Genomic DNA, 19729 nt, shown 5'->3' with positions numbered 1-19729 from the left:
GCAGCCGGCGAATGGTACTCCGGTTCAGGCGCAGCTGCCCGCCGGCCAGGGTGCCCAATGGCCAGCGCCCCGACTGCCAGGGCTCCCAGCACCGCCGCGCTTATAGCCAGCTTATTGAGCTTTACCTGTTGAGGTAGTTGGCCGGCGGTTGCCAGCACGGCCGGAGGGGCAGGGGCTTGCATAAAAAGGGGTCAATGGGGCTAGCTGCCCGTGAAAAAGCAAGTGCGAAAGGCGTGTAAACCAGCGCGGGTCATCTCAGCGCTGCCACAGAATCCGGTGGTCTTCCAGCGGCACAGCGATGTCCTCGTATTGGGGTAAGAGGCGGGCCGTGAAATCACCGGCGGGCCGGGTAGTCGTCACCAGGGCTTGGTAGTGGTAAGTGCCCTCGGCGCTGCCAGCCGCGTCCGGCACCAGCGGAATGCGCAGGGCCACTGCGCCGGCAAGGCCATTGGCGTACAGCTCCACCAGCACTTGGTCGGGGGCAAGCGCGCCCAGCCTCACCGGCACGTGAAACAGGTAGCCGTTGGCGACGACTTCCGTTTTTGCTTCGCCAAAACCTAGTTTATCCCATTCAGCACCAATTTTTTGGCGCAAATCCACAATGGCCGCGCCGGCCGCGCCCTGGTTGGCGGCGCGCTGGGCGTAGCGGGTGGCAGCGGGTAGGTAGTAGCTTTCGGTGTACTCGCGTACGGTGCGGTTGGCTGAGAACTGGGGGGTAAGGGTGGCCATGCTCTGGCGCATCCGCTCGACCCAGCGGGCGGGGATGCCGCGGGCGTCGCGCTGGTAGAACTCGGGCACCACCTGGGTTTCGAGCAGGGTGTAGAGGGCGTCGGCCTCGGCGGCGTCCCAGGCGGGGTCGTCGCCGTGCTCCTGCTCGTCGCCCAGCGCCTAGCCCACGGCGGGGGTGTAGGCCTCGGCCCACCAGCCATCCAGCTCTGAGAGATTGAGGCCGCCGTTCACCAGCACCTTCATGCCGCTGGTGCCGCAGGCTTCCCAGGGGCGGCGGGGGGTGTTCAGCCACACATCTACGCCCTGCACCAGGTGCTCGGCCAGTAGCAGGTCGTAGTCGCTCAGAAATACCACGTGCTGGTACAGGTTGTGCTGCGCGATGAACTGCATCCACTGCTGAATCAGGGCCTTGCCGCCTTCGTCGAAGGGCGGGGCCTTGCCAGCCAGCACCAGTTGCACGGGCTGCGCGCGGTTGGTAAGCAGGCGGATGAACCGCTCGGGGTCGCGCAGCAATAAGTTGGGCCGCTTGTAGGCCACGAAGCGGCGGGCGAAGCCGATAGTTAACGTATTCTCATCAAAGACTTTGCTGGCAATATCGACCAGCCCGGGCGGGTAGCCCGCCACGGTGAATTGCCGGGCCAGCCGGGCGCGGGTATAGGCCACCAGCGCCTGACGGCAGCTGGTGCGCAGCTGCCACAGGTTTTCGTCCGCTACCTGGAGAATGTTTTCGGCCAGCGCATCGAGGCCGCCGCGCCACCGGTCCTTGCCGCAGGCGGTGGTCCAGAGGGCGTCGGCGGCTTCGGCGTCCCAGCTGGGCATGTGCACGCCGTTGGTGACTTGGCCCACGGGCACCTCCTCGGTAGGCCAGCGCGGAAACAGGGTTCCGAACAACTGCCGGCTCACCGCGCCGTGCAGGCGGCTCACGCCGTTCACGGCCCCGCCGCCCCGGATGGCCAGAAACGCCATGTTGAAGCTCTCGTTTGGGTTGCTGGGGCTTTGCCGGCCCAGGGCCATCAGCGCCTCAAACTCAATACCCAACTCCTGCCGGGCGTAGTCGCCCAGGAACTGGCCCATCAGCGCCGGGCTGAAGTGGTCGAAGCCCGCCGCCACGGCCGTGTGGGTGGTGAACAGGTTGCCGGGGCGCGTCACGGCCAGCGCGGCCTCGAAGGAAAGGCCAGTTTCCTGCCTCAGCGCGCGGGCCCGCTCCAGCACCACGAAGGCCGCGTGGCCCTCGTTGAGGTGGCACACGTCGGGCTGAATATGGAGGGCTTGCAGCAATTTCCAGCCGCCGATGCCGAGGATGATTTCCTGCTGAATGCGCAGCTCCATGCCCCCGCCGTACAGCTCGGCCGTGATGCCCCGGTGCACCGGCAGGTTGGCCGCGTCGTTGCTGTCGAGCAAATACAGCGTCACGCTGCCCACCCGCACCTGCCAGGTGCGCAGCCACACCGGGAAGCCCGAAAGGGTAATCGGTAGCCGCAGCCACTTGCCGTTGGGCAGCCGCAGCGGCGTGATGGGCAGCTGGCCGGGGTCATTATACGGAAACAGGGCCTGCTGGGCCCCCTGGCGGTCAATCTCCTGCCGGAAATAGCCCTGCTGATAGAGCAGGCCAACCGCCACCACGGGTACGCCCAGGTCGCTGGCCGCTTCGAGCTGGTCGCCCGCCACGTTGCCCAGCCCGCCCACATAAATCGGCAGCGCCTCGCTCAGCATGTACTCCATGCTGAAATACGCCACGCAGGTGAGCGGCGACGCCGGGTACTGGGCCTGAAACCACTTGGGGCCGGCGGCATCCTCTTGCTTATGGGCCAGCAGGCCGGCCATCTGGGCCTGAAAAGCCGGGTCGGCGAGGTGCTGCTCCAGGATTTCGCGCGAGGCCGTTTGCAGCACCACCCAGGGGTTGTGGGTGCGGTCCCACAGCTCCGCGTCGAGCTGCTGCCAGAGCGTGTCGGCGGCGTGGTTCCACGACCATTGCAGGTCCAGGGCCAGCTCCGTTAGCGTGTCGAGGCCGGCGATTTCGGCGGGCAGAAAGCCGTGGTAGCGGGTGTAGTTCAGGTCGTCGGTATTCATGCGGCCGGGGGCTTAGGAGGAGGGGTAGGAGAAGCCAGGGCGGTGTCCACCATTTCCTGGGCCTGCGCGAGAATTTTGGCGAGGTGTTCCTGCCCCAGAAAGCTCTCGGCGTAAATCTTATAGATGGCCTCCGTGCCCGAAGGCCGGGCGGCAAACCAGCCGTTTTGGGTCGTCACTTTCAGCCCGCCGATGGGCGCGTGGTTGCCGGGTGCCTCGGTCAGGATGGCGGTTATCGGCTCGCCGGCCAGGTCGGTGCCCGTTACCTGCTGGGCGGTCAGGGCGGCCAGCTGTTTTTGCTGCGCGGGCGTGGCCGGGGCTTCCACGCGGTCGGCCACTGGCTCGCCCAGCTCGCGGGTCAGGCGCTGGTAGAGTTCGCCAGGGTCCTGGCCCAGGCGGGCCGTGATTTCGGCGGCCAGCAGCGCGGGAATGAACCCGTCCTTGTCGGTGGTCCAGACCCGGCCGTTGCGCCGCAGAAAGCTGGCCCCGGCGCTTTCCTCGCCGGCAAAACCCACCGAGCCGGCGAGCAAGCCCTCGGCAAACCACTTGAAACCCACCGGCGTTTCGAACAGCGGCTGGCCCCGGCGGGCCGCCACCCGGTCGAGCAGTTGGGTGGTGACCACCGATTTGCCCACCGCCGCCGCGGGGCCCCATTCGGGCCGGTGCTGCGAGAGGTAGTCGGCGGCTACAGCCAGGTAGTGGTTGGGCGGCAGCAGGCCGTGGCCGGGCGTCACGATGCCGTGCCGGTCGTGGTCGGTATCGCAGGCAAAGGCGAGGTCGAAGTCGTCCTTGCGCCCCAGCAGCCCCTGCATGGCGTAGGCCGAGGATGGGTCCATCCGAATCTGCCCGTCCCAGTCCACGGGCACGAACCGAAAGGTGGGGTCCACCGCCGTATTCACCACCGTGAGGTTGAGCTTATAGAGCTCCGCAATAGGTTCCCAATAGTGCACCCCCGCCCCGCCCAGCGGGTCCACCCCGAGGCGCAGGTTGCTACTGCGGATGAGGTCCATATCCAGCACGTTGCCCAGGTCGGCCACATAGGTGTGGAGGTAGTCGTGCCGCCGCGTGGTGGCCGCCCGCCGGGCTTTTTCCAGGGTCACGCGCTTCACGTCGTGCAGGCCGTTAGTTAGCAATTCGTTGGCTTTGGCCTCAATCCACTGCGTGACGGCCGTGGCGGCCCCGCCGCCCTGGGGCGGGTTGTACTTGAAGCCGCCGTCGTGGGGCGGATTGTGCGAGGGCGTTATCACAATGCCATCGGCCCGGCCGCTTTTCCTGCCCTGATTATACCCCACGATGGCGTGCGAAATCACCGGCGTGGGCGTGTACTCGTCGGCGGCAGCCAGCATGACCGTCACCCCGTTGGCGGCCAGCACCTCCAGGGCGGTATCCAGCGCCGGCTCCGACAGGGCGTGGGTGTCCTTGCCCATAAACAGCGGCCCGTCAATGTGATGCGCCTGCCGGTACAGGCAAATGCTCTGGGTAATGGCCAGGATGTGGGCCTCATTAAACGAGCGGGTCAGCGACGAGCCCCGGTGGCCCGACGTGCCAAAAACCACCCGCTGGGCCGCCACGGCGGGGTCGGGCGCGTCGGTGTAGTAGGCCGCGACGAGTTGGGGCACGTTGACCAGGATTTCGGGCGGGGCCGGCCTGCCGGCCAAAGGACTGATTTTCATGAATGTGACAGGTGATTTTACCCGCATTCTACGGCTAGCGGGTGGCCCCAATGGCATCGGCCTGGGCCGCCGTCCGTTGCGCCGCCCGCACCAGGGCCAGGAATTCGGGCGCGTGCAGCGAAGCACCGCCAATCAGGCCGCCATCTATATCAGGTTTGCGGAAAAGCGCCGCCGCGTTCTGGGGCTTGACGCTCCCGCCGTACAGCAGCGAAATGCCCTGCGCGATGCGCATACTATAGTGGTCAGCAATATGTTGGCGCAAGGAGGCGTGCATGGCCTGGGCCTGCGCCGCCGAGGCCGCTACCCCCGTGCCGATGGCCCACAGCGGCTCGTAGGCAATGAGCAGGCGGCTAAAAGCCTCGACCGGTAAACAAAAAAGACTCTCGCTCAGCTGGTTTTTAACAAAGCCGAGGTAGTCGCCCCCGGCGCGCAGCTCAGCCGATTCGCCGCAACAAAAAATGGGGCGCAGGCCGCTGGCGAGGGAGCTGGTTACCTTGGCCGCCACTACCTCATTGGTTTCGCCGAAGTAGCGCCGCCGCTCGCTGTGCCCCACCACCACGTACGCTACCCCTGCGGAGTGCAGCATCGAAGCCGAAATCTCGCCCGTGTAGGCCCCCGCCGCCTCCGAGGCGCAATTTTGCGCCCCCACCCACACCCCGCTGCCGGGCGGCAGGTAGGCCCGCGCCGTGGTCAGGTACAGCGCGGGCGGGCACACCACCACCGTTACGTGCGGGGCCGCGTCCGCTGGCAGGCCCTGGGCGATGGCCGCCAGCAGGGCCGTGGCTTCCGGCAGCGTGGTGTTCATCTTCCAGTTGCCGGCAATTGATTTTCTTACGCATAACGCAGGGGTGCTAAGAAGCTGTTTGAGTTAATTTAGCTTGGTGAAACAAGCAGGGGAAAATGCCGCCCGGAAGCGGTACAGTTCGGATTTATCGGCGCGGGACTGGCAACAATTGGAGCCGTTGCTGGTGATGCGTCGCCGCGGCAAGTGGCCGCTGGTGGAGGTGGTGAACGCCATTTTGTACGTGCTCAAAAACGGGTGCGTGTGGCGGGATTTGCCGGGAGATTTACCGCCCTGGGGCACGGTGTACTGGTATTGTCATCCTCGACTCGCAGCGCGTGAAAAACGCGGCCACGGCCACGGGCCAGCCGGTGGGCTTCGACGCGGGCAAGCTCGTCAAGGGCCGCAAGCGTCTGGTGCTGACCGACACGCTGGGCAACCTCCTGGCCAACCGCGTGTTGCCCGCCAACGCGGCCGATGGCCCGGCCGCCATCGCCTTCTGGGACGAGGTGGCCGCCGCCCACGACTTGCTGGGCCAGGTGCAGGTCGTGTTCGTCGACAGCTCGTTTAACGGCGTTTTTCGCGAGCACCTGGCCCAGCGCTACGGCATCCGCGTCGAGAAACCGGCGCATGTGCTGGTGGAGAAAACGAATTTCTGCATGCATGCCTGGCGTTGGATTGTCGAGCGCACCTTTGCCTGGCTCAGCGCTAATCGTAGATTATCAACGGAATACGACCGAAGTTTACGCCATGCCAACGCCTGGATTTGCTTGGCCAATATCAGGCGGGTGCTCAAATTCTGCTAACTCAAACAGCTTCTGAGCCATGACGGCCGGGCCGTAAAAGCGCGGGCCAGGCGAACTTCACCTGGCCCGCGCCTGCCAATGGATTGGGTTACCGGGCTATGCCGACGCGAGTTCGCCTACGCCCAGGATTTCGCGGGCACGGGCCACCTCGGCGGCCTTGCCGTGGGCGATGAGCAGGTATTTGCCGGCCTTGATTTGCGTCTCGTAGTCGAGCACGCTGTTTTCGGGGATGCCGGTGCTGGCCAGCGCTCCGGCCAGCGCGCTGAGGGTGCCACCGGCCACGGCCCCTTCGAGGGCTAGCAGCAGCGCAGCTACTATCGGCCCGGCCAGTAGCACCGGCCCTACCCCCGGCACCAGGAAGAAGGCGGAACCAAACAACAGGCTCCAGATGCTGCCCCAAAACGCGCCGGTGCCGCCCCAGTTCAGCATCCGGTCGCCCATGTTGTAGTAGCCCACCACCTTTTCTTCGGTGTGCGAGCCCTGGCCCACGATGGAGAGCTGCTTGAGGGGGTAGCCGCTTACCTGCAGGTCTTCCACAGCCTGCTCGGCTTGCTCGTGCGTATCGTAGAGAATGGAAAGGACGGGTTCGTTCTTCATCAGAGAGGGGGGTATACTTGGTGAATGCTGCCCGCCCGGGCTGGCGGGCGCGGTGCGGGAGTAGCCAGACAAGATTACGCCCCCTCCGGAGCGGGTAGCATGACGGAAATCAGGCCCGGAGGTGACAATTCGCAGCTTCGGGTTATGTAGCTAACTGCCTGTTGTTTATGGCCCGCCGGTTGGCGGCTATAAGTAACCATCGGGCTCGAATTCGTGGTTGGCCACGAAGTTCAGCAGCACCTGCAAGAGCTCGGGGCGCACGCGGGGCTGCGGGGCGAATAACACGCGTTCGGCAGGAGCAGCGGCCGCCAGCAGCGCGTGCAGCTCCGTGGCGTTGGCTATGCGGAAGCCCATGTTCCAGTCGGCAAAGCTGCGCTCGGCGCAGGCCCCGGCCCCCAGCAAGCGGCAGCGGTGGTGGCGCGGGTCGGCCACGATGTGGTTGTAATATAAGGTCCGCACCACATCCTCCTCTCCCTCCAGAATCTGCAAAAACCGCCCATCGGGCGTGTGCAGCAGCAGGCCCGAAAGGTGATGCTCGCGGTTGAAAGCGCGGGCCTGGTGCAGCAGGGTGGTGAGCGCCGCCGTATCAAACGGCTGCCGCGCCTGGCTGAGGTAAAGAAGGTGGTAAAGGCCCATAACGGCAGCAGCGTGAAGTAGAGCCCACCCGAGGTAGCCGGGTAGTGTCCCGGCCAACGCAATGCTTAGCGGTAGGGAAGCTACGCCGATAAGTTGGGTATCAGCTAATAGTATCTGTAAAAAGTACCGGCCACCTGCCTAGCCCGCCGCCGGCTCCGCCGCGCCGGGCGGCGCGAGCTTGCTCAGTAGCTCCGCCACGATAAACTCGCCTTCGGGCAGGCCCTGCTGGCGCCACAGCTCCACGCCGCGCCGCACCAGCACGAAGGCCGGCAAATCGACGGGGGCAAAGCTGCGCACCACCACCGGGTAGCTGCCCTCGTCCACGGTCAGCACCCGGATGACGCTTCCCAGCCGCTGCTGCAAGGCCTGGAGTGCCGCCAGCGTGGCTGCCCGCACCGGCTGGGCCGTGCCCACGGGCGGCAGCAGCACCAGCAGCACCGTGGCTTCGGCGGCCGGGGAAGAATCAGGTAGGACGGTAGTTAAAGGCATAGTAGTCGGGCGGCTTGCAGCAGAGAAAGTACTTGGCGGTAAAACTACCGCTTTTCCGTACCCTCCGATATGACTATTCAGGCGCAAGTGGTTGATATGTATCATACTAATCGACCTAAGGTTAACCGTAGCTTTCGTTTAACCAGCTTCCTGCTACCGCCCTGGGTGAGCCGCTGAGTCGGCGGCCGCCCGGGCTTTTTGCTTGGCCTGCTTCTTAAAATAGCCGCGCAGCAGGAAGTTGTGCTGCAAGGCCGTCATGCTCTGGTCGAGCTTCTGAGTGCTCTGCTGCACGTTGCGTAGGCTCTGGCGCACCTGCCGGGCGGCGGCCGTGTCGGCCAGCAGCGTGTGGGCGGGGCCGCGGCCGGCCAGTAGCTGGTGCCGCAGGCTCCCCACAGTGGCGGCCAGTGTATCGGTGGTGCGGGCCAGCTGCCGGCCGGCGTGCCCCAGCTGGGTCGGCAATGCGTTATCGGTCAAGAGGTAACCCAGGGGCCCCCGGCCCTGGCGCACGCCCTGTGTGAGCTGCGCGGCATCGGTGGCGGCGTGGTGCAGCTGGGCGCTGGCGGCCACGATGTGGCCCAAGCTTTGTCGCACGTTGGCGGGCAATTGCTGGTCGTTCAGCAATTGCCAGAGGGTGCTGGTGTCAAGCTTGGTGGTCATCCGGCGCAGACTTTGGGTGATGACGACCAGGTTCTTATTCGAGATGTCGAGCGTGCCAAGCATGGCGTCGATACTGGCCGGGGTTTTGGTGCGCAGCACGTCGCCCGCCCGCACGGCCGGGGCGGGGGCAGTCTGGGCCGTGAGGTTGATAATGGTGTTGCCCACCAGCCCGTCGGTACCGATGGTGGCCACCGCGTTTTGGCGCACAAAGCCCTGGGCATCTTTGCTCAGGCTCATGGCCACGCGCACGGTGCTGTCGTTCAGCAAATCAATGGCCTTGACGCTGCCTACGTTGATGCCGCCCAGGCGTACGCTGTTGCCCGTAAGCAGGCCCGACACGTTGCGAAAATCGGCCTGCACCACCAGGTTGTGGCCAAACAGGCTCTGCTGGCGGCCCATCAGGTACAGCAGCGCCAGCAGGAATCCCACCCCCAGTACTGTAAATAAGCCGAGGCGCACTGCATTACCGGGGGAGTTTTGGGGCATGATGGGGGAGGCGAAAAGGTAATTCTATAGGGCTTTTTAGTGGCTAATCCTGGCTGGCAATCAGACAAAAAAGTCGTGTACTTTCGGGTCGGCATTTGCGCTCACTTCGGCGTAGGTGCCCTCGGCGTAGCAGCGGCCCTCGGCGAGCAGCGCCACGCGGTCGGCGGTGAGGCGCACGCAGGCCAGGTCGTGTGAAATGATGAGAGCGGAGGTGTTGTACTTGGATTGTACGGCCCGGATGAGGTGGTCAATTTCGCGGGCCGTGATGGGGTCGAGGCCGGTGGTGGGCTCGTCGTAGAGAATAATGGCGGGCCGCAGAATGAGCGTGCGGGCCAGTGCGATGCGCTTGCGCATGCCGCCCGAAAGGGCGGCGGGCAGCAGCTCGGCGGTATCGGCCAGGCCCACGTCGTCGAGGGCCTGCTTGACCAGGTCGGCTTCCTGGGCCGGGGTGTGGGCCAGCCACTGGCGGCGCAGCGGGAAAAGCAAGTTTTCGCGCACCGTCATGGAGTCGTAGAGGGCATTGCTCTGGAAGAGGAAGCCCAGCTTGGTGCGCAGCCGGTCGAGGCCGGCGTGGTCGAGGGCCCCCACGTCCTGGCCCAGCACCGTGATGGTGCCCGCATCGGGCCGCAGCAGCCCGATGATGCACTTGATGAGCACCGACTTGCCGGCACCCGACTTGCCCATTACCACCACGTTTTCGCCCCGGTTCAGCGTCAGCGAAAAGTCTTGCAGCACGTGGTTGTCACCAAACGCCAGGCTAACCCCGGCTACCGTCAGCGCAGCCCCGGGCCCGGCGAGTGGGGTAGCAACGGCGGCGGCTGGAGAAGGGGTAGACAGCATAAAAAATGCAATTATTTGCTTTGTAGTTAAATAAGTCCCAGCGCCGTGCTCACCAGCACCGCCACCAGGTCGAGCAGGAAAACCGCCAGCGAGCCGGCCACCACGGCCGAGTTGGCGGCGCGGCCCACACCGGCGGTGTCGTTGCTGGCGTAGTAGCCCTTGTAGCAGCTGATGAGGCCGATGGCAAAGCCGAAAAAGAAGGTTTTGACTACCGCCGGCAGCACCTGGCCGAAGGTGAGGCGGCCCACGATATGGTTAATAAATAGCGTCATCGTGGTCGAGCCCTGCATATTGACGCCCACGAAGGCCGCGAACAGCCCGATGGCATCGGAGAGCAGCGTGAGCACCGGCACCATGAGCGTAGTGGCCAACACCCGCGTGACGACCAGGTACTTAAACGGGTTGGTGCCCGACACGTCCATGGCGTCAATCTGCTCGGTCACGCGCATCGAGCTCAACTCGGCCCCGATGTTGGAGCCGACCTTGCCGGCCACCATCAGGCCCGTGATGATGGGGCTCAGCTCCTGAATGATGGTGAGGCCCACCATCACCGGAATCCACGACGCGGCCCCGAACTGCACCATCGTGGGCCGCAACCGCAGCGTGAGCACCAGCCCCATGATGAAGCCCGTGATGCCCACCAGCGGCAGCGACTGGTAGCCCACTACGTAGCACTGGTACAGAAACTCCTGCACCTCGTAGCGCGGCCGAAACCCCTCGCGGAAAAACCGCCCCGCAAACTGGGCGATGGTGCCGGTTTCGGCAAGCAGGGAGGTAACGGACACGGCAGGGGAGTAGGAGAGCACGCAAAAGTATCGGCCCCGGCTACCCGGCCGGCATGACGTTCCTTACCACAACCACCTGATTTTTATCAGGTTTTGCTGCCTCATTAAGGTCGACCTTTGTCTGGTACCCTGCCCTCGCCGCGCCCCGCCTGCCCATGCTGCCCGTTCCCTACACCCCCGTGCTCGCCAACCTGCTCTACACGCACTCGCGCGAGTTTGTGGGCATCTATGACGTGGCCCTCGGGTGGTTTACGCAGGTGAATCCTGCGGCGGTGCAACTACTGGGCTACGCCTCGGAGGCCGAGTTTCTGGCCGACCCCGACCACTCGCTGCGCTCCCCACCCTGGACCACCGACGAGTGGCGTACCCTCTGCGAACTGACCCAGCGTGAGGGCCACCACGAGCAGGAGGCCGCCATCCGGCGCCACACCGGCGAGCCGGTGCAGGCCTACCTGCGGCTCACCTATTTTGAGGCAGGGGGCCAGCACGCGCTGCTGGTGTGCATGGCTGCGCAGAGTCCCATCCAGCGGGCCGAGCGGGCGCTGGCCCACAGCGTGCGCCGCTTTGAGGCCGTGTTTACCAACGCCACCATCGGCATCATCGTCTGCGACCAGGCCGGTAGCATGGTGTCGGCCAACGGCTTGGCTGGCGAGCTGTTTGGCTACGCGCCGGCCGAGCTGCTGGGCCAGCGCATCGAGGTGCTGGTGCCCGATGCCGCTGGTTTCCACCACGAGCAGCTGCGCGCCTCCTTCAACCACGACCCGCAGGTGCGCAGCATGGGCGCGCACCGCGCCTTGGATGGCCAACGCCAGGACGGCTCGGTTTTTCCGGTCGAGGTGAGCCTGAGCTACTTCTACCTCGATGAGGAGCTCTACGTGGTGGCCTACATTCTGGATACGACGGTGAAGCACGCTGCTGAGCAGGAGCTGCTTACCCAGCAGCAGCACGTTACCCGCCTCAACGCCGACCTGGAGCAGAAAGTGGCCGACCGCACCCACGCCCTGCTCAACACCCTGGAGCAGCTCGAAAAGCGGGGCCAGGAGCTGGCCCAGGCCCTGGCCGCCGAGCAGGAGTTGGGCGAGCTCAAGTCGCGCTTCGTGAGCATGGCCTCGCACGAGTTTCGCACGCCCCTCACGGCGGTGCTCACCTCGGCCACGCTCATCGGCAAGTACCCCGGCGGCGACCAGCAGCCCCAGCGCGTGCGGCACCTCGACCGCATCCACACCTCCGTCAACCACCTGAATGCCATTCTGGAAGAGTTTCTGTCCGTGGGCCGCATTGAGGAGGGTAAGGTTGAAACTCACTCCGCCACCTTCGACCTGAATACGCTGCTCACCGAAACCCTGGCCGATGTGCAGAGCCTGCGCAAGCCCGGCCAAACCATCGTGCACCAAGTGGCCTGCCCCGACCCGTTTCGGCTCGACTCGTCGCTGCTGCGCAAGATTTTGGTGAATCTGCTCTCGAATGCCCTCAAGTATTCGGGCGAAAACTCGGTGGTCACGGTGCAGGCCGCTTGCCGTGATAACCAGCTAGTGGTCAGTGTGGCCGACCAGGGCGTGGGCATTTCGCCCGAAGACCAGGCCCACCTGTTCGAACGCTTTTTTCGGGCGCGCAACGTGAGCACCGTGCCCGGCACCGGGCTGGGGCTCTACATCATCGCCCGCTATCTGGAGCTGATGGGCGGCACGATTGATTTGCAAAGCACGCTGGGCCAGGGCACTACCGTCACCGTCACCATTCCCTATGAAAACGATTCTGCTGATTGAGGACGATGCGTTTATCCGCGAAAACACCGCCGAGCTGCTCACCCTGGCCGGCTACGCCGTGCAAGCCGCCGAAAACGGCAAGCTCGGGGTCGAACAAGCGCTGGCCGACAAGCCCGACCTAGTGGTCTGCGACATCATGATGCCGTTACTCGACGGCTACGGCGTGCTCCAGATTTTCAACCAGAACGCGCAGCTGGCGGGCGTGCCCTTCATCTTCCTGACGGCCAAAACCGAGCGCACCGACCAGCGCCGCGGCATGGAGCTGGGTGCCGACGACTACCTCACAAAGCCCTTCAGCGAGACGGAATTGCTGAGCGCCATCAGCGGCCGGCTGGCCCGGTTTCAGCACCTCAAGCCCGACTACGACCTGCGCACCGGCGGCCTGGGCGAGTTTCTGGACGATGCCCGCGCCGTGGGCCAGCTCGAAGGCCTTTCGGCCGACCGCCGCGCCCACGCCGTGCGCCGCAAGCAGGACATTTATAACGAGGGCGACGAGCCGGCGCGCGTCTACTTCGTGCAAGCCGGCCGGGTAAAAACCGTAAAAACCACTGACGGCGGCAAGGAGCTGATAACCGGCCTCTACGGCCCCGGCGAGTTTTTTGGCTACCTGGCCCTGCTGGAGCACACCACCCACGGCGACTCGGCCGTGGCCCTGGACGATGCGGAGCTGGTGTACATCCCGGCCGATGACTTTCGGCAATTATTGCTGCGCAATGCGGCCGTGGGCCAGCAGTTTATCCGCCTGCTAGCGGGCCGGGTGCGCGAGCGCGAGCAGCAGCTGCTGGCGATGGCCTATAACTCCATCCGCCGCCGCGTGGCCGACACCCTGCTGCACCTGCACGCCCAAACCAGCGCCGACCCCACCGCCAGCATCCAGCTCGCCCGCGACGACATGGCCGCCATGGTGGGCACGGCCCCCGAGTCGCTTATCCGCACCCTGAGCGAGTTCAACCAAAACGGTTTGATTGAGCTGACGCCTAAGAACATCCGGGTGTTGCAGCCCGAGAAGCTGCGCCGGGCGCATTGGTAGGTGGCTGGACCATTGGGACCACCTTATTCTAATTACCACTGTGTCGAATCTGTCAGGGCGGCCAATCTTTTCTCTATCAGATACTTCCGCTCATCACCCGACCCGTAGGGCAGGTGACAGTCAATGGCTTCCAGCATTTCTGGGTGCCGGAGCAGCTGCCCAACTTCAGTGGCAATATAGGCCCGCACCGCCTCAGAAGCGGTAGCAACCTCCGTGGCTAGTTCGGGGCGGTTGTCAACCAGGTACACGATGTCTTCCAAGGCATTGCTAAGGCGAATGTCCTGCATGCCCCGACTGCGCAAAGCCGCTAGCTTCGTGGCTACGAAGTAAACGGCAGGCATAATCTGAATAATCATCTTATCGGGCAGCTTGTAAGGGAGTGCGTGCGCGAAGCCTTCCGGGTACCAGGGATTCGAGAAGCCCAGAATATTATCCTCATTAAGGGGCATTATATCCACCACCAGACTGCCTACCCGCCAGCGGCAGATAACTTTTGCCGCCTGGTCATTGACAAAGCCCAAGGCACGCAGTTCTTCCTCCAGGTCATAATAGGCCATGCGTGGGACGACTTCGATGATGCAGTCCACATCATTCGTAAAGCGGGATTCGGGCGCTTTCGGAACGGTGTTGTACAAACCAGCGGTGCTGCCGCCCACGAATACCACCCGGCTCAGCACTGGCCCCAAGGCACGCGCTACCGCTTGCAAGGCCGCCAGATTTACTTGATTAGACATGATTCAAAAGGGTAATCTCACTGAGCATATCACTAGCTAGCCGACGCTCACGCGGGCGACCGACCCGCAAGGCATCGGTGAGGGCCAGCAACTCATAGAGTTGCGCATCTTCCCGGGCCGCCTGCGGTACCTTGGGGTAGAGCGGGGTGATGGCGGCTCCCCAAACCTCACCCTCGGCATCGGGCCAGACGTAGGCTTGTTCGGCCACAATCTGCGCTAGCAAGGGCGGCGCGCTATGGGCCGTGGGCAGGCCCCGGACCTGGGCACCTGGCTGGGTAGGAAATACCACCGGCAGGCCATAGAGGACAAATTCGGTAAAGGTGCGGCGGGCCACCCGGTGCCCGGTACTATCCAGCAGCCGAGCATACTGGCAGCGCTTAATGCCAAAGGATACTTCTGTCGGGCTCAGAAACAAGGAGCGAGCTAAATTCTTGCTGAGCCAGATAGAATCTTCTAGCAGCATAATCTTGAAGAGGATGACCACGTCTTGGGGCCGCATTCCGTTGTGATGGCGCATGAGCAGTTGGTTTTTTCAATTTACAATTTGCAAACTGAAAACCATTATAACAAGTTTCAGCCCTGGCAGGGTTGAGTGATTAAGCTCAACTTAATTAAAGCATCCTGTAAATTGTAGAAGAAGATGAGCACGAAATACCCCTTTTGGTATCGTACGGAAGAAGAAGATGAGAATGGAGGAAGAAGTTGGTAGGACTTACATTGCAAAACGGTAGAAGTACGTGAGCAGAGTTGCATCGAAGCAGTAAAAAACCGACATTGAATTGCCAATGGGTTTAGTAATAACTGCCTTGCCTATTCATCTCATGGCCTCACAAGCCAAGGACATTCCCAGCGCTTTTTTTTACTTCCGAGGTTAAGCCGGTGTAACGAGCTGAGAAGGACTCCGTCTTGTGGTTGGTCTGATTCATAATAAAGTAATTATTCTGCCCCGCGAGCTTAGCCGTCATAATAAAAGAAACCCGCAAGGATTGCGCCGTATAGGGCACGTTCTCGGCGAATTCACCCAAGTGTTTACGCACGACGTTGTTCATACTCTTTTCCGATAAGCGCTTGAGCGTGGGCCGGCCTGTGCCCGGTGTGCGGCCGCGTTGAATGGAGACGAAGACCGGTCCCTCTAGTCGACCGTCGAGTCGTTCGAGCCATTGTCGATAAGCGGTAATGGGGCAAAAAAGGGGGTTTTCTGCGTAGAAAAGGACTTTTGCTTCAGCAGCCCCGTTTTGGACGGTTTTGCTGCGGTTAATGCGAACCAGTAGGTGCTCATCGCCAAACATGAAATCTTCAATGTTAAGAGCCATGAGTTCCGACCGGCGACAAGCGCTGGCAAAGCCTATCAGCAAAATGGCCCGGTCGCGCAGGCCGGTGGCGGTGGCCAGGTCGAGTTGCGCAATGCAACGCTTGAGGTGCTCAACTGTAAAAGCGGGGACCTGCCGTAGGGTCTTGTCCGCTTTCTTCGCGATGGCGCGCAGCACCTTATTCAGCGCGGGGGTGCCAACGACTGACGGAAGCTGGCGCAAGTGGTGGCGTTGCTGGATGGCCGTTACGTGATGCCGAATGGTGGATAGCTTTTTTTGCTGGTCCGCGAGGTGCGTCAGGTAGCCCGTCAGGGTGGCCAAATCAGCGGGGTAAGGGGTGAAATGGTGCTGCTCACAAAATGCCTCGTAGCTGCGCAAATCAGCGCCATAGGCCCGCTGCGTGTTTGCGGAACGCGGGACCCCTAAGTCGCTGTACCGTTGGGCGGCCGCGCCTAGCGGGTTGCCTGAACCGCGCAACTCCGTTCGATAGGACCGCTGCGCATTAGCGGCACTCTGTCTCCCTAACTCTTGGTACCGTTGAGCCGCCGGGCCTAGCTGGTTGTCGGGCGCTTGGTGGAGGTGCGCGGGTGCCCCGGCTGGAGGTACTGCCTTGATGCCGGTTTTGGCGGGTCTGGTTGCGGACATACTTTTCATTCAAGGTTAAAACCAGCCCAATCAGGCCAAACGGCAGCAGGTGCTGAGCCGGAATGGCCCAAGAACCTTACGGTACACGTGTGTTCATCCGCGACTAGGAGCTTGGTCGAAGTTATCGCTTACGCAATGAAAGTAAGCTATTTCGGCCCCAGTTCCTCTGTCGCGAAGCGTACGGCTACATTACCGGTTCCCCCGCAACGGGTGGTTGGCGCGCTCGCAAGAGCCAAACTGCTGGGGCTCTTCCACCGCGTTGCCCGCTGAGCGCGCGTCGAATCGGCGCGAAACCACTCCGCCAGAGCTTGGCTATTGTCACGCGGGTAGCGAAGCCGTTCAAATCGTGCTTGGCCTGGCGTACCCGCCCCCCCCTATACTGGCCGTTCGTTCTCCGAAGCCCGTCCCCACTCTCGCCAGGCAACTGGTGCCGGCGGGCCAACCGGTTTTGTAGCGGTCAGTTCCCTAGCTGGCGCGCTCGCTGCCAATAATGAATTGGGTAGCATCGGGCAACCTCGGGTGGGCTCCGCTGCGGTTCGCACCCCGCTCATTGTCTGCTACAGCAAAACATTGACCATCAGAATAAAGGAATTCTTGTGGCAGTGCGTATCCAGTGAAATTTCCTGAATAACTTCCCATTGCTAATCAGTTCGGCTCGTTTCATCCCCATTGCTTGGATGGGGAGCAAGAAGTGCACGGGCGTATTTCTTCGCCCGGTCAACCGTTGGTGCTTATTCAGAAGCACAACGGTTGACCGCAGTTGCCGTCCTGAATAGCAGGAGTACGTGATTGTTACGATGCCACCCCAGCCGGTGCCAACACCAAGTTGCCCTCGGGGGAACTAACGACCTTCAGTCTTCTCGCTGCATGAAATTGTGTCACCCACTTGCTGAACACTTCCGTGGAACCCGTCAACATCGTTCAAGGCACCCGCTGCCTTTACCAAGAAAAAATCGTTCGTATCCAGAGCCACGTTGACTTTCAAACCGTGGTGGGAGAATATGAGGCCACTGGGGCAACGGTTGTTATGCCTGTCAAGGACTTGTATCCGCTCACGGCTTCTGCGGAAGCGCCGCACGACGTCTTCCTAAGCGTGCCCGCCGACGCTTATGCAGAAGCGCAACGCAGGCTCGAAATTATCCAGCCGCTTTTACACGTCGTTGCCTCGGCGGCTCTAGTAGCCCAAGTGGCCGAATCTCATGGGGTTGGCCGTTCAACCATCCGGCGTTGGTTGGGGCGCTACAAAAAGGGCGGCACCGTCGTAGCATTAGTGAATAAGGAACGCACGGGCGGACGCGGCGTTTCCCGGTTGGCACCCGCCGTGGAAGCGGTCCTCCAGCAAGTGATTCTAACCCATTACCCGACCTTGCAGGCAAAGGCTGCAGCACATGTTTTTGAGGAGTTGCAACGAAAATTCCACGGCTCCCCGCTACGGCTGCCGTCAGATAAAACGTTACGGGCCCGATTGAATCAAATGGACCTGCAAACCCAAGAAGCGAAACGCTTCGGGGCGCGGGCCGCGAAGGAGCGCTTTGCGCCAACGCGGCCCACTACCCTGCAAGCGAATTACCCGCTGGCGGTCGTGCAACTCGACCACGCCCTGCTGAACATCGTGCTGGTGCACGAAGAGACCCGCCAACAAATGTGCCGCCCCTGGTTAACCATTGCGACGGATGTATACTCCCGTATGGTCGTCGGTTTTTACCTCGCTTTTGAAGAGCCCGGCGCGGGGGGCACCGGCTTGTGCTTGGCTCATGCCATTCTGCCCAAGGAAACGTGGTTAAGCGAACGGGACGTAATCGGGGAGTGGCCCTGCTGGGGCCTGATGGAGGCCTTACATCTCGACAACGCCAAAGAATTTCACGGCACCATGCTGCAACGGGCCAGCGAACACTACGGCATCAAACTGCTGTATCGTCCCCCCAGACGCCCCGAATACGGTGGAAACGTCGAGCGCTTAATCAAAACCATTAAATTTCACGTGCGTCGCTTACCCGGGGCCTTGGTTATCCCCCCCGCGGGCGTCGCCGGCCGGTCATGCCCCAACGCGCGGTCTTCTCCCTGCCCGAGATGGAGCAATGGCTGGCCACATACTTCGTGAACGTCTACCACCACCGCACCCACAAAGCGTTGGGAATGAGTCCGTACGAACGGTACACCCAAGGCATTCTGGGAAGCCCCGGCAAGCCCGGCATTGGGCTTCGCCCCCGCCACCAAGATGGTAGGCAAATCTACCTGGACTTTATGCCAATGGAAGAGCGAACGATTCAGCGGGAGGGCGTGGTCATTAACCATTTTCACTATTATGCGCCAGAACTCAGGCCTTTCATCGGCAGCCGTAGCGACGGTCCTGGGAACCCGCCCCGGCGTTTCATTTTCAAACGGGACCCCCGCGACTTGCGGTCTATATATTTTCTGCACCCAACGACTCAAATATATCACCAAGTGCCCTTGGCCAAAATGGAGCGACCCGCGATTTCGCTGTGGGAGCAACGCGAAATCATACGGCAACTGTTAGCAATGAATCCGGAGCGCACTCGCCTCACGGAGGATGTGATTTTCAAAGGCTTGGATAGGCTAGAGGCCATTCAGCTAAAAGCTATCCGCACGACGGGAAAAGTAACCAAAGCGGCCCGCCGCTTGCTAGGCGGCGCTTCGAAAACCGTTCGTGCACTGGACGTACTGCCCGCACCAACGAATAACCCGGCTGCTGGTTTACCCGCCTTCCCGCCCGCGCCGGAGGAAACCTATGCGGTGGAAGTAGAGGACCCGGCTCCACTGGCGCTGTTCTTTTCCGATGTCACCCCTTTTGATGAGTTGGACAATGGAACATCTCACGCCTGACACGGCCAGTTTGCTCGACAAGTCAACCGATGAGCGCATTCAGGACCTTGCCAAAGAGAAATGGATTGGCCACACGCAAGCTCAAATAATTTTACAGCATTTGGCCCACCTGCATCATGGTCCGCCCGTGGACCAGGACGCCATGAACCTGCTCATCATCGGCGAGCCGGGGAGCGGAAAAACATCCGTTCTGCGGCACTATGCCAGTGCTCACAAGCCATCTGGTAATGGCTTCCCCGTCCTTTTCATAAAACTCGCCGATGGGCCCAAGGAAAGTGCGCTGTACGAAACCCTCTTGGATGTCCTGCACTCCTCTTATCCGCCCAGAGCGAGTGTGAAAGACAAGCGGTCTCAACTGCTTAGCGTATTGAAAACCAGTCAGGTGCAAATGATATTCATTGACGAAATCCACCATATGCTCCTGGGAAGCGCGATGCAGCAACGGAATTTTTTAGCCGGGCTGAAAACGTTGGTAAATGAGTTGAGTATCCCCCTGGTGTGTGCCGGGGTCGAGTCGGCCCACAATGCTATTTGCCTGGACGAACAGGTGGGGCGGCGATTTGAAGTTGCCCGCCTTCCGGGGTGGTCAATGGACCGGGACTACCTGCGGTTGTTGGCGAGCTTCGAGCGCATATTGGCCTTACGGAAACCGTCTAACTTGGTAGACCAGGCGTTGGCCTTCAAACTGTTGGAGCTGAGCAGAGGCAGCATTGGTCGCTTGGGGCGCATCCTAAAGCTAGCCGCCATTCACGCCGTGAAAACGGGCGTTGAATGCATTACCATAAAAGGCCTAAAGGACATGAACGCCTTTCCGCTGGCGGATGATGCACAGCAACGTAGCCATGTCAGATAGT

Annotated in this window: 19 protein-coding genes and 1 pseudogene; 7 read left to right on the top strand and 13 right to left on the bottom strand. The window is 62.2% G+C overall.

The genetic code is table 11. The features are described 5' to 3' along the window. Positions 1-255: 255 nt before the first annotated feature. The 4 genes from AXW84_RS25845 to tpiA form a co-directional block, all read right to left on the bottom strand. A complete protein-coding gene (locus tag AXW84_RS25845; RefSeq protein WP_236943311.1) occupies positions 256-798 on the bottom strand; it encodes a hypothetical protein in 543 nt (180 codons plus the stop codon). 90 nt (positions 799-888) lie between these two features. After that, a complete protein-coding gene (gene glgP / locus AXW84_RS11450; protein WP_236943310.1) occupies positions 889-2799 on the bottom strand; it encodes an alpha-glucan family phosphorylase in 1911 nt (636 codons plus the stop codon). Then, positions 2796-4469, bottom strand: a complete 1674-nt coding sequence (gene pgm / locus AXW84_RS11445; protein WP_068232985.1) for a phosphoglucomutase (alpha-D-glucose-1,6-bisphosphate-dependent) — start codon at positions 4467-4469, stop codon at positions 2796-2798. Before pgm ends, glgP begins: the two co-directional genes overlap by 4 nt. 34 nt (positions 4470-4503) lie before the next feature. Further along, entirely contained in the window at positions 4504-5274 is a 771-nt protein-coding gene (gene tpiA / locus AXW84_RS11440; RefSeq protein WP_068232982.1) for a triose-phosphate isomerase, read from the bottom strand. Positions 5275-5440: 166 nt separating this feature from the next. Between tpiA and AXW84_RS26535 the strand changes: the two are divergent. Together AXW84_RS26535 and AXW84_RS11435 are read left to right on the top strand one after the other, a co-directional pair. Further along, positions 5441-5509, top strand: a pseudogene (locus tag AXW84_RS26535) (hypothetical protein); the annotation flags it as partial. A gap of 79 nt (positions 5510-5588) precedes the next feature. Beyond that, on the top strand, positions 5589-6056 hold the full coding sequence (locus AXW84_RS11435) for a transposase (RefSeq protein ID WP_068232979.1): 468 nt from the start codon (positions 5589-5591) through the stop codon (positions 6054-6056). Positions 6057-6152: 96 nt separating this feature from the next. Here AXW84_RS11435 and AXW84_RS11430 read toward each other — a convergent pair whose 3' ends face one another. From AXW84_RS11430 to AXW84_RS11405, 6 genes are all read right to left on the bottom strand, one after another. Continuing rightward, entirely contained in the window at positions 6153-6653 is a 501-nt protein-coding gene (locus AXW84_RS11430; RefSeq protein WP_068232977.1) for a general stress protein, read from the bottom strand. Positions 6654-6839: 186 nt separating this feature from the next. Further along, on the bottom strand, positions 6840-7289 hold the full coding sequence (locus AXW84_RS11425) for a BLUF domain-containing protein (protein WP_068232974.1): 450 nt from the start codon (positions 7287-7289) through the stop codon (positions 6840-6842). Positions 7290-7427: 138 nt separating this feature from the next. Continuing rightward, positions 7428-7778, bottom strand: a complete 351-nt coding sequence (locus AXW84_RS11420) for a hypothetical protein (protein ID WP_068232971.1) — start codon at positions 7776-7778, stop codon at positions 7428-7430. A 153-nt stretch (positions 7779-7931) separates the two neighbouring features. After that, the gene (locus tag AXW84_RS11415; protein ID WP_068232968.1) at positions 7932-8921 is read right to left on the bottom strand and encodes an MlaD family protein; all 990 of its coding nucleotides are present in this window, start codon (positions 8919-8921) and stop codon (positions 7932-7934) included. Between the two features lie 60 nt (positions 8922-8981). Continuing rightward, positions 8982-9761, bottom strand: coding sequence for an ABC transporter ATP-binding protein (locus AXW84_RS11410; protein ID WP_082773843.1), 780 nt, complete (start codon positions 9759-9761; stop codon positions 8982-8984). 26 nt (positions 9762-9787) lie between these two features. Further along, positions 9788-10546 carry an MlaE family ABC transporter permease gene (locus tag AXW84_RS11405; RefSeq protein ID WP_157886962.1) on the bottom strand — a complete coding sequence of 253 codons (759 nt, stop codon included), beginning with the start codon at positions 10544-10546 and terminating at the stop codon, positions 9788-9790. A gap of 155 nt (positions 10547-10701) precedes the next feature. Here AXW84_RS11405 and AXW84_RS11400 point away from each other — a divergent pair, with 155 nt between their 5' ends. After that, positions 10702-12312, top strand: a complete 1611-nt coding sequence (locus AXW84_RS11400) for a sensor histidine kinase (RefSeq protein ID WP_068232963.1) — start codon at positions 10702-10704, stop codon at positions 12310-12312. Next, positions 12290-13342 carry a response regulator gene (locus AXW84_RS11395; RefSeq protein ID WP_068232960.1) on the top strand — a complete coding sequence of 351 codons (1053 nt, stop codon included), beginning with the start codon at positions 12290-12292 and terminating at the stop codon, positions 13340-13342. The genes AXW84_RS11400 and AXW84_RS11395 overlap by 23 nt, the downstream gene beginning before the upstream one ends. A 32-nt stretch (positions 13343-13374) precedes the next feature. Here AXW84_RS11395 and AXW84_RS11390 read toward each other — a convergent pair whose 3' ends face one another. The 3 genes from AXW84_RS11390 to AXW84_RS11380 all read right to left on the bottom strand — a co-directional run bounded on the left by AXW84_RS11390 (position 13375) and on the right by AXW84_RS11380 (position 15707). After that, positions 13375-14076, bottom strand: coding sequence for a hypothetical protein (locus tag AXW84_RS11390; protein WP_068232957.1), 702 nt, complete (start codon positions 14074-14076; stop codon positions 13375-13377). Further along, positions 14069-14593, bottom strand: a complete 525-nt coding sequence (locus AXW84_RS11385) for a hypothetical protein (protein WP_236943309.1) — start codon at positions 14591-14593, stop codon at positions 14069-14071. The genes AXW84_RS11390 and AXW84_RS11385 overlap by 8 nt, the downstream gene beginning before the upstream one ends. A 310-nt stretch (positions 14594-14903) precedes the next feature. Beyond that, a complete protein-coding gene (locus AXW84_RS11380) occupies positions 14904-15707 on the bottom strand; it encodes a tyrosine-type recombinase/integrase (RefSeq protein ID WP_157886961.1) in 804 nt (267 codons plus the stop codon). 1225 nt (positions 15708-16932) lie between these two features. On the opposite strand from AXW84_RS11380, the gene AXW84_RS11375 reads away from it, so the two are divergent. Genes AXW84_RS11375 through AXW84_RS11365 form a run of 3 tightly spaced genes read left to right on the top strand, consistent with a single transcriptional unit; the run spans position 16933 to position 19728 of the window. Further along, the gene (locus tag AXW84_RS11375) at positions 16933-18132 is read left to right on the top strand and encodes a helix-turn-helix domain-containing protein (RefSeq protein ID WP_157886960.1); all 1200 of its coding nucleotides are present in this window, start codon (positions 16933-16935) and stop codon (positions 18130-18132) included. Next, positions 18102-18875 carry a Mu transposase C-terminal domain-containing protein gene (locus AXW84_RS11370; protein WP_157886959.1) on the top strand — a complete coding sequence of 258 codons (774 nt, stop codon included), beginning with the start codon at positions 18102-18104 and terminating at the stop codon, positions 18873-18875. Before AXW84_RS11375 ends, AXW84_RS11370 begins: the two co-directional genes overlap by 31 nt. Further along, the gene (locus AXW84_RS11365; RefSeq protein ID WP_068232943.1) at positions 18856-19728 is read left to right on the top strand and encodes a TniB family NTP-binding protein; all 873 of its coding nucleotides are present in this window, start codon (positions 18856-18858) and stop codon (positions 19726-19728) included. The genes AXW84_RS11370 and AXW84_RS11365 overlap by 20 nt, the downstream gene beginning before the upstream one ends. Position 19729 lies beyond the last annotated feature (1 nt).

The organism is Hymenobacter sp. PAMC 26628 (genome assembly GCF_001562275.1).
GTDB lineage: Bacteria > Bacteroidota > Bacteroidia > Cytophagales > Hymenobacteraceae > Hymenobacter.
The sequence above is the reverse complement of the archived record's forward strand: the minus strand, read 5'-3'. Positions and strand labels throughout refer to the sequence as shown.

Excerpts from the sequence above, each read along its gene's own strand:
- AXW84_RS11415 (WP_068232968.1), bottom strand. The coding sequence starts at position 8,921 with ATGCCCCAAAACTCCCCCGGTAATGCAGTGCGCCTCGGCTTATTTACA.
- AXW84_RS11400 (WP_068232963.1), top strand. The coding sequence starts at position 10,702 with ATGCTGCCCGTTCCCTACACCCCCGTGCTCGCCAACCTGCTCTACACG.
- AXW84_RS11410 (WP_082773843.1), bottom strand. The coding sequence starts at position 9,761 with ATGCTGTCTACCCCTTCTCCAGCCGCCGCCGTTGCTACCCCACTCGCC.
- AXW84_RS11430 (WP_068232977.1), bottom strand. The coding sequence starts at position 6,653 with ATGAAGAACGAACCCGTCCTTTCCATTCTCTACGATACGCACGAGCAA.
- AXW84_RS11420 (WP_068232971.1), bottom strand. The coding sequence starts at position 7,778 with ATGCCTTTAACTACCGTCCTACCTGATTCTTCCCCGGCCGCCGAAGCC.
- AXW84_RS11425 (WP_068232974.1), bottom strand. The coding sequence starts at position 7,289 with ATGGGCCTTTACCACCTTCTTTACCTCAGCCAGGCGCGGCAGCCGTTT.
- AXW84_RS11365 (WP_068232943.1), top strand. The coding sequence starts at position 18,856 with ATGGAACATCTCACGCCTGACACGGCCAGTTTGCTCGACAAGTCAACC.
- glgP (WP_236943310.1), bottom strand. The coding sequence starts at position 2,799 with ATGAATACCGACGACCTGAACTACACCCGCTACCACGGCTTTCTGCCC.
- pgm (WP_068232985.1), bottom strand. The coding sequence starts at position 4,469 with ATGAAAATCAGTCCTTTGGCCGGCAGGCCGGCCCCGCCCGAAATCCTG.
- AXW84_RS11395 (WP_068232960.1), top strand. The coding sequence starts at position 12,290 with ATGAAAACGATTCTGCTGATTGAGGACGATGCGTTTATCCGCGAAAAC.
- AXW84_RS11370 (WP_157886959.1), top strand. The coding sequence starts at position 18,102 with ATGGAGCAATGGCTGGCCACATACTTCGTGAACGTCTACCACCACCGC.
- AXW84_RS11390 (WP_068232957.1), bottom strand. The coding sequence starts at position 14,076 with ATGTCTAATCAAGTAAATCTGGCGGCCTTGCAAGCGGTAGCGCGTGCC.
- AXW84_RS11385 (WP_236943309.1), bottom strand. The coding sequence starts at position 14,593 with ATGCGCCATCACAACGGAATGCGGCCCCAAGACGTGGTCATCCTCTTC.
- tpiA (WP_068232982.1), bottom strand. The coding sequence starts at position 5,274 with ATGAACACCACGCTGCCGGAAGCCACGGCCCTGCTGGCGGCCATCGCC.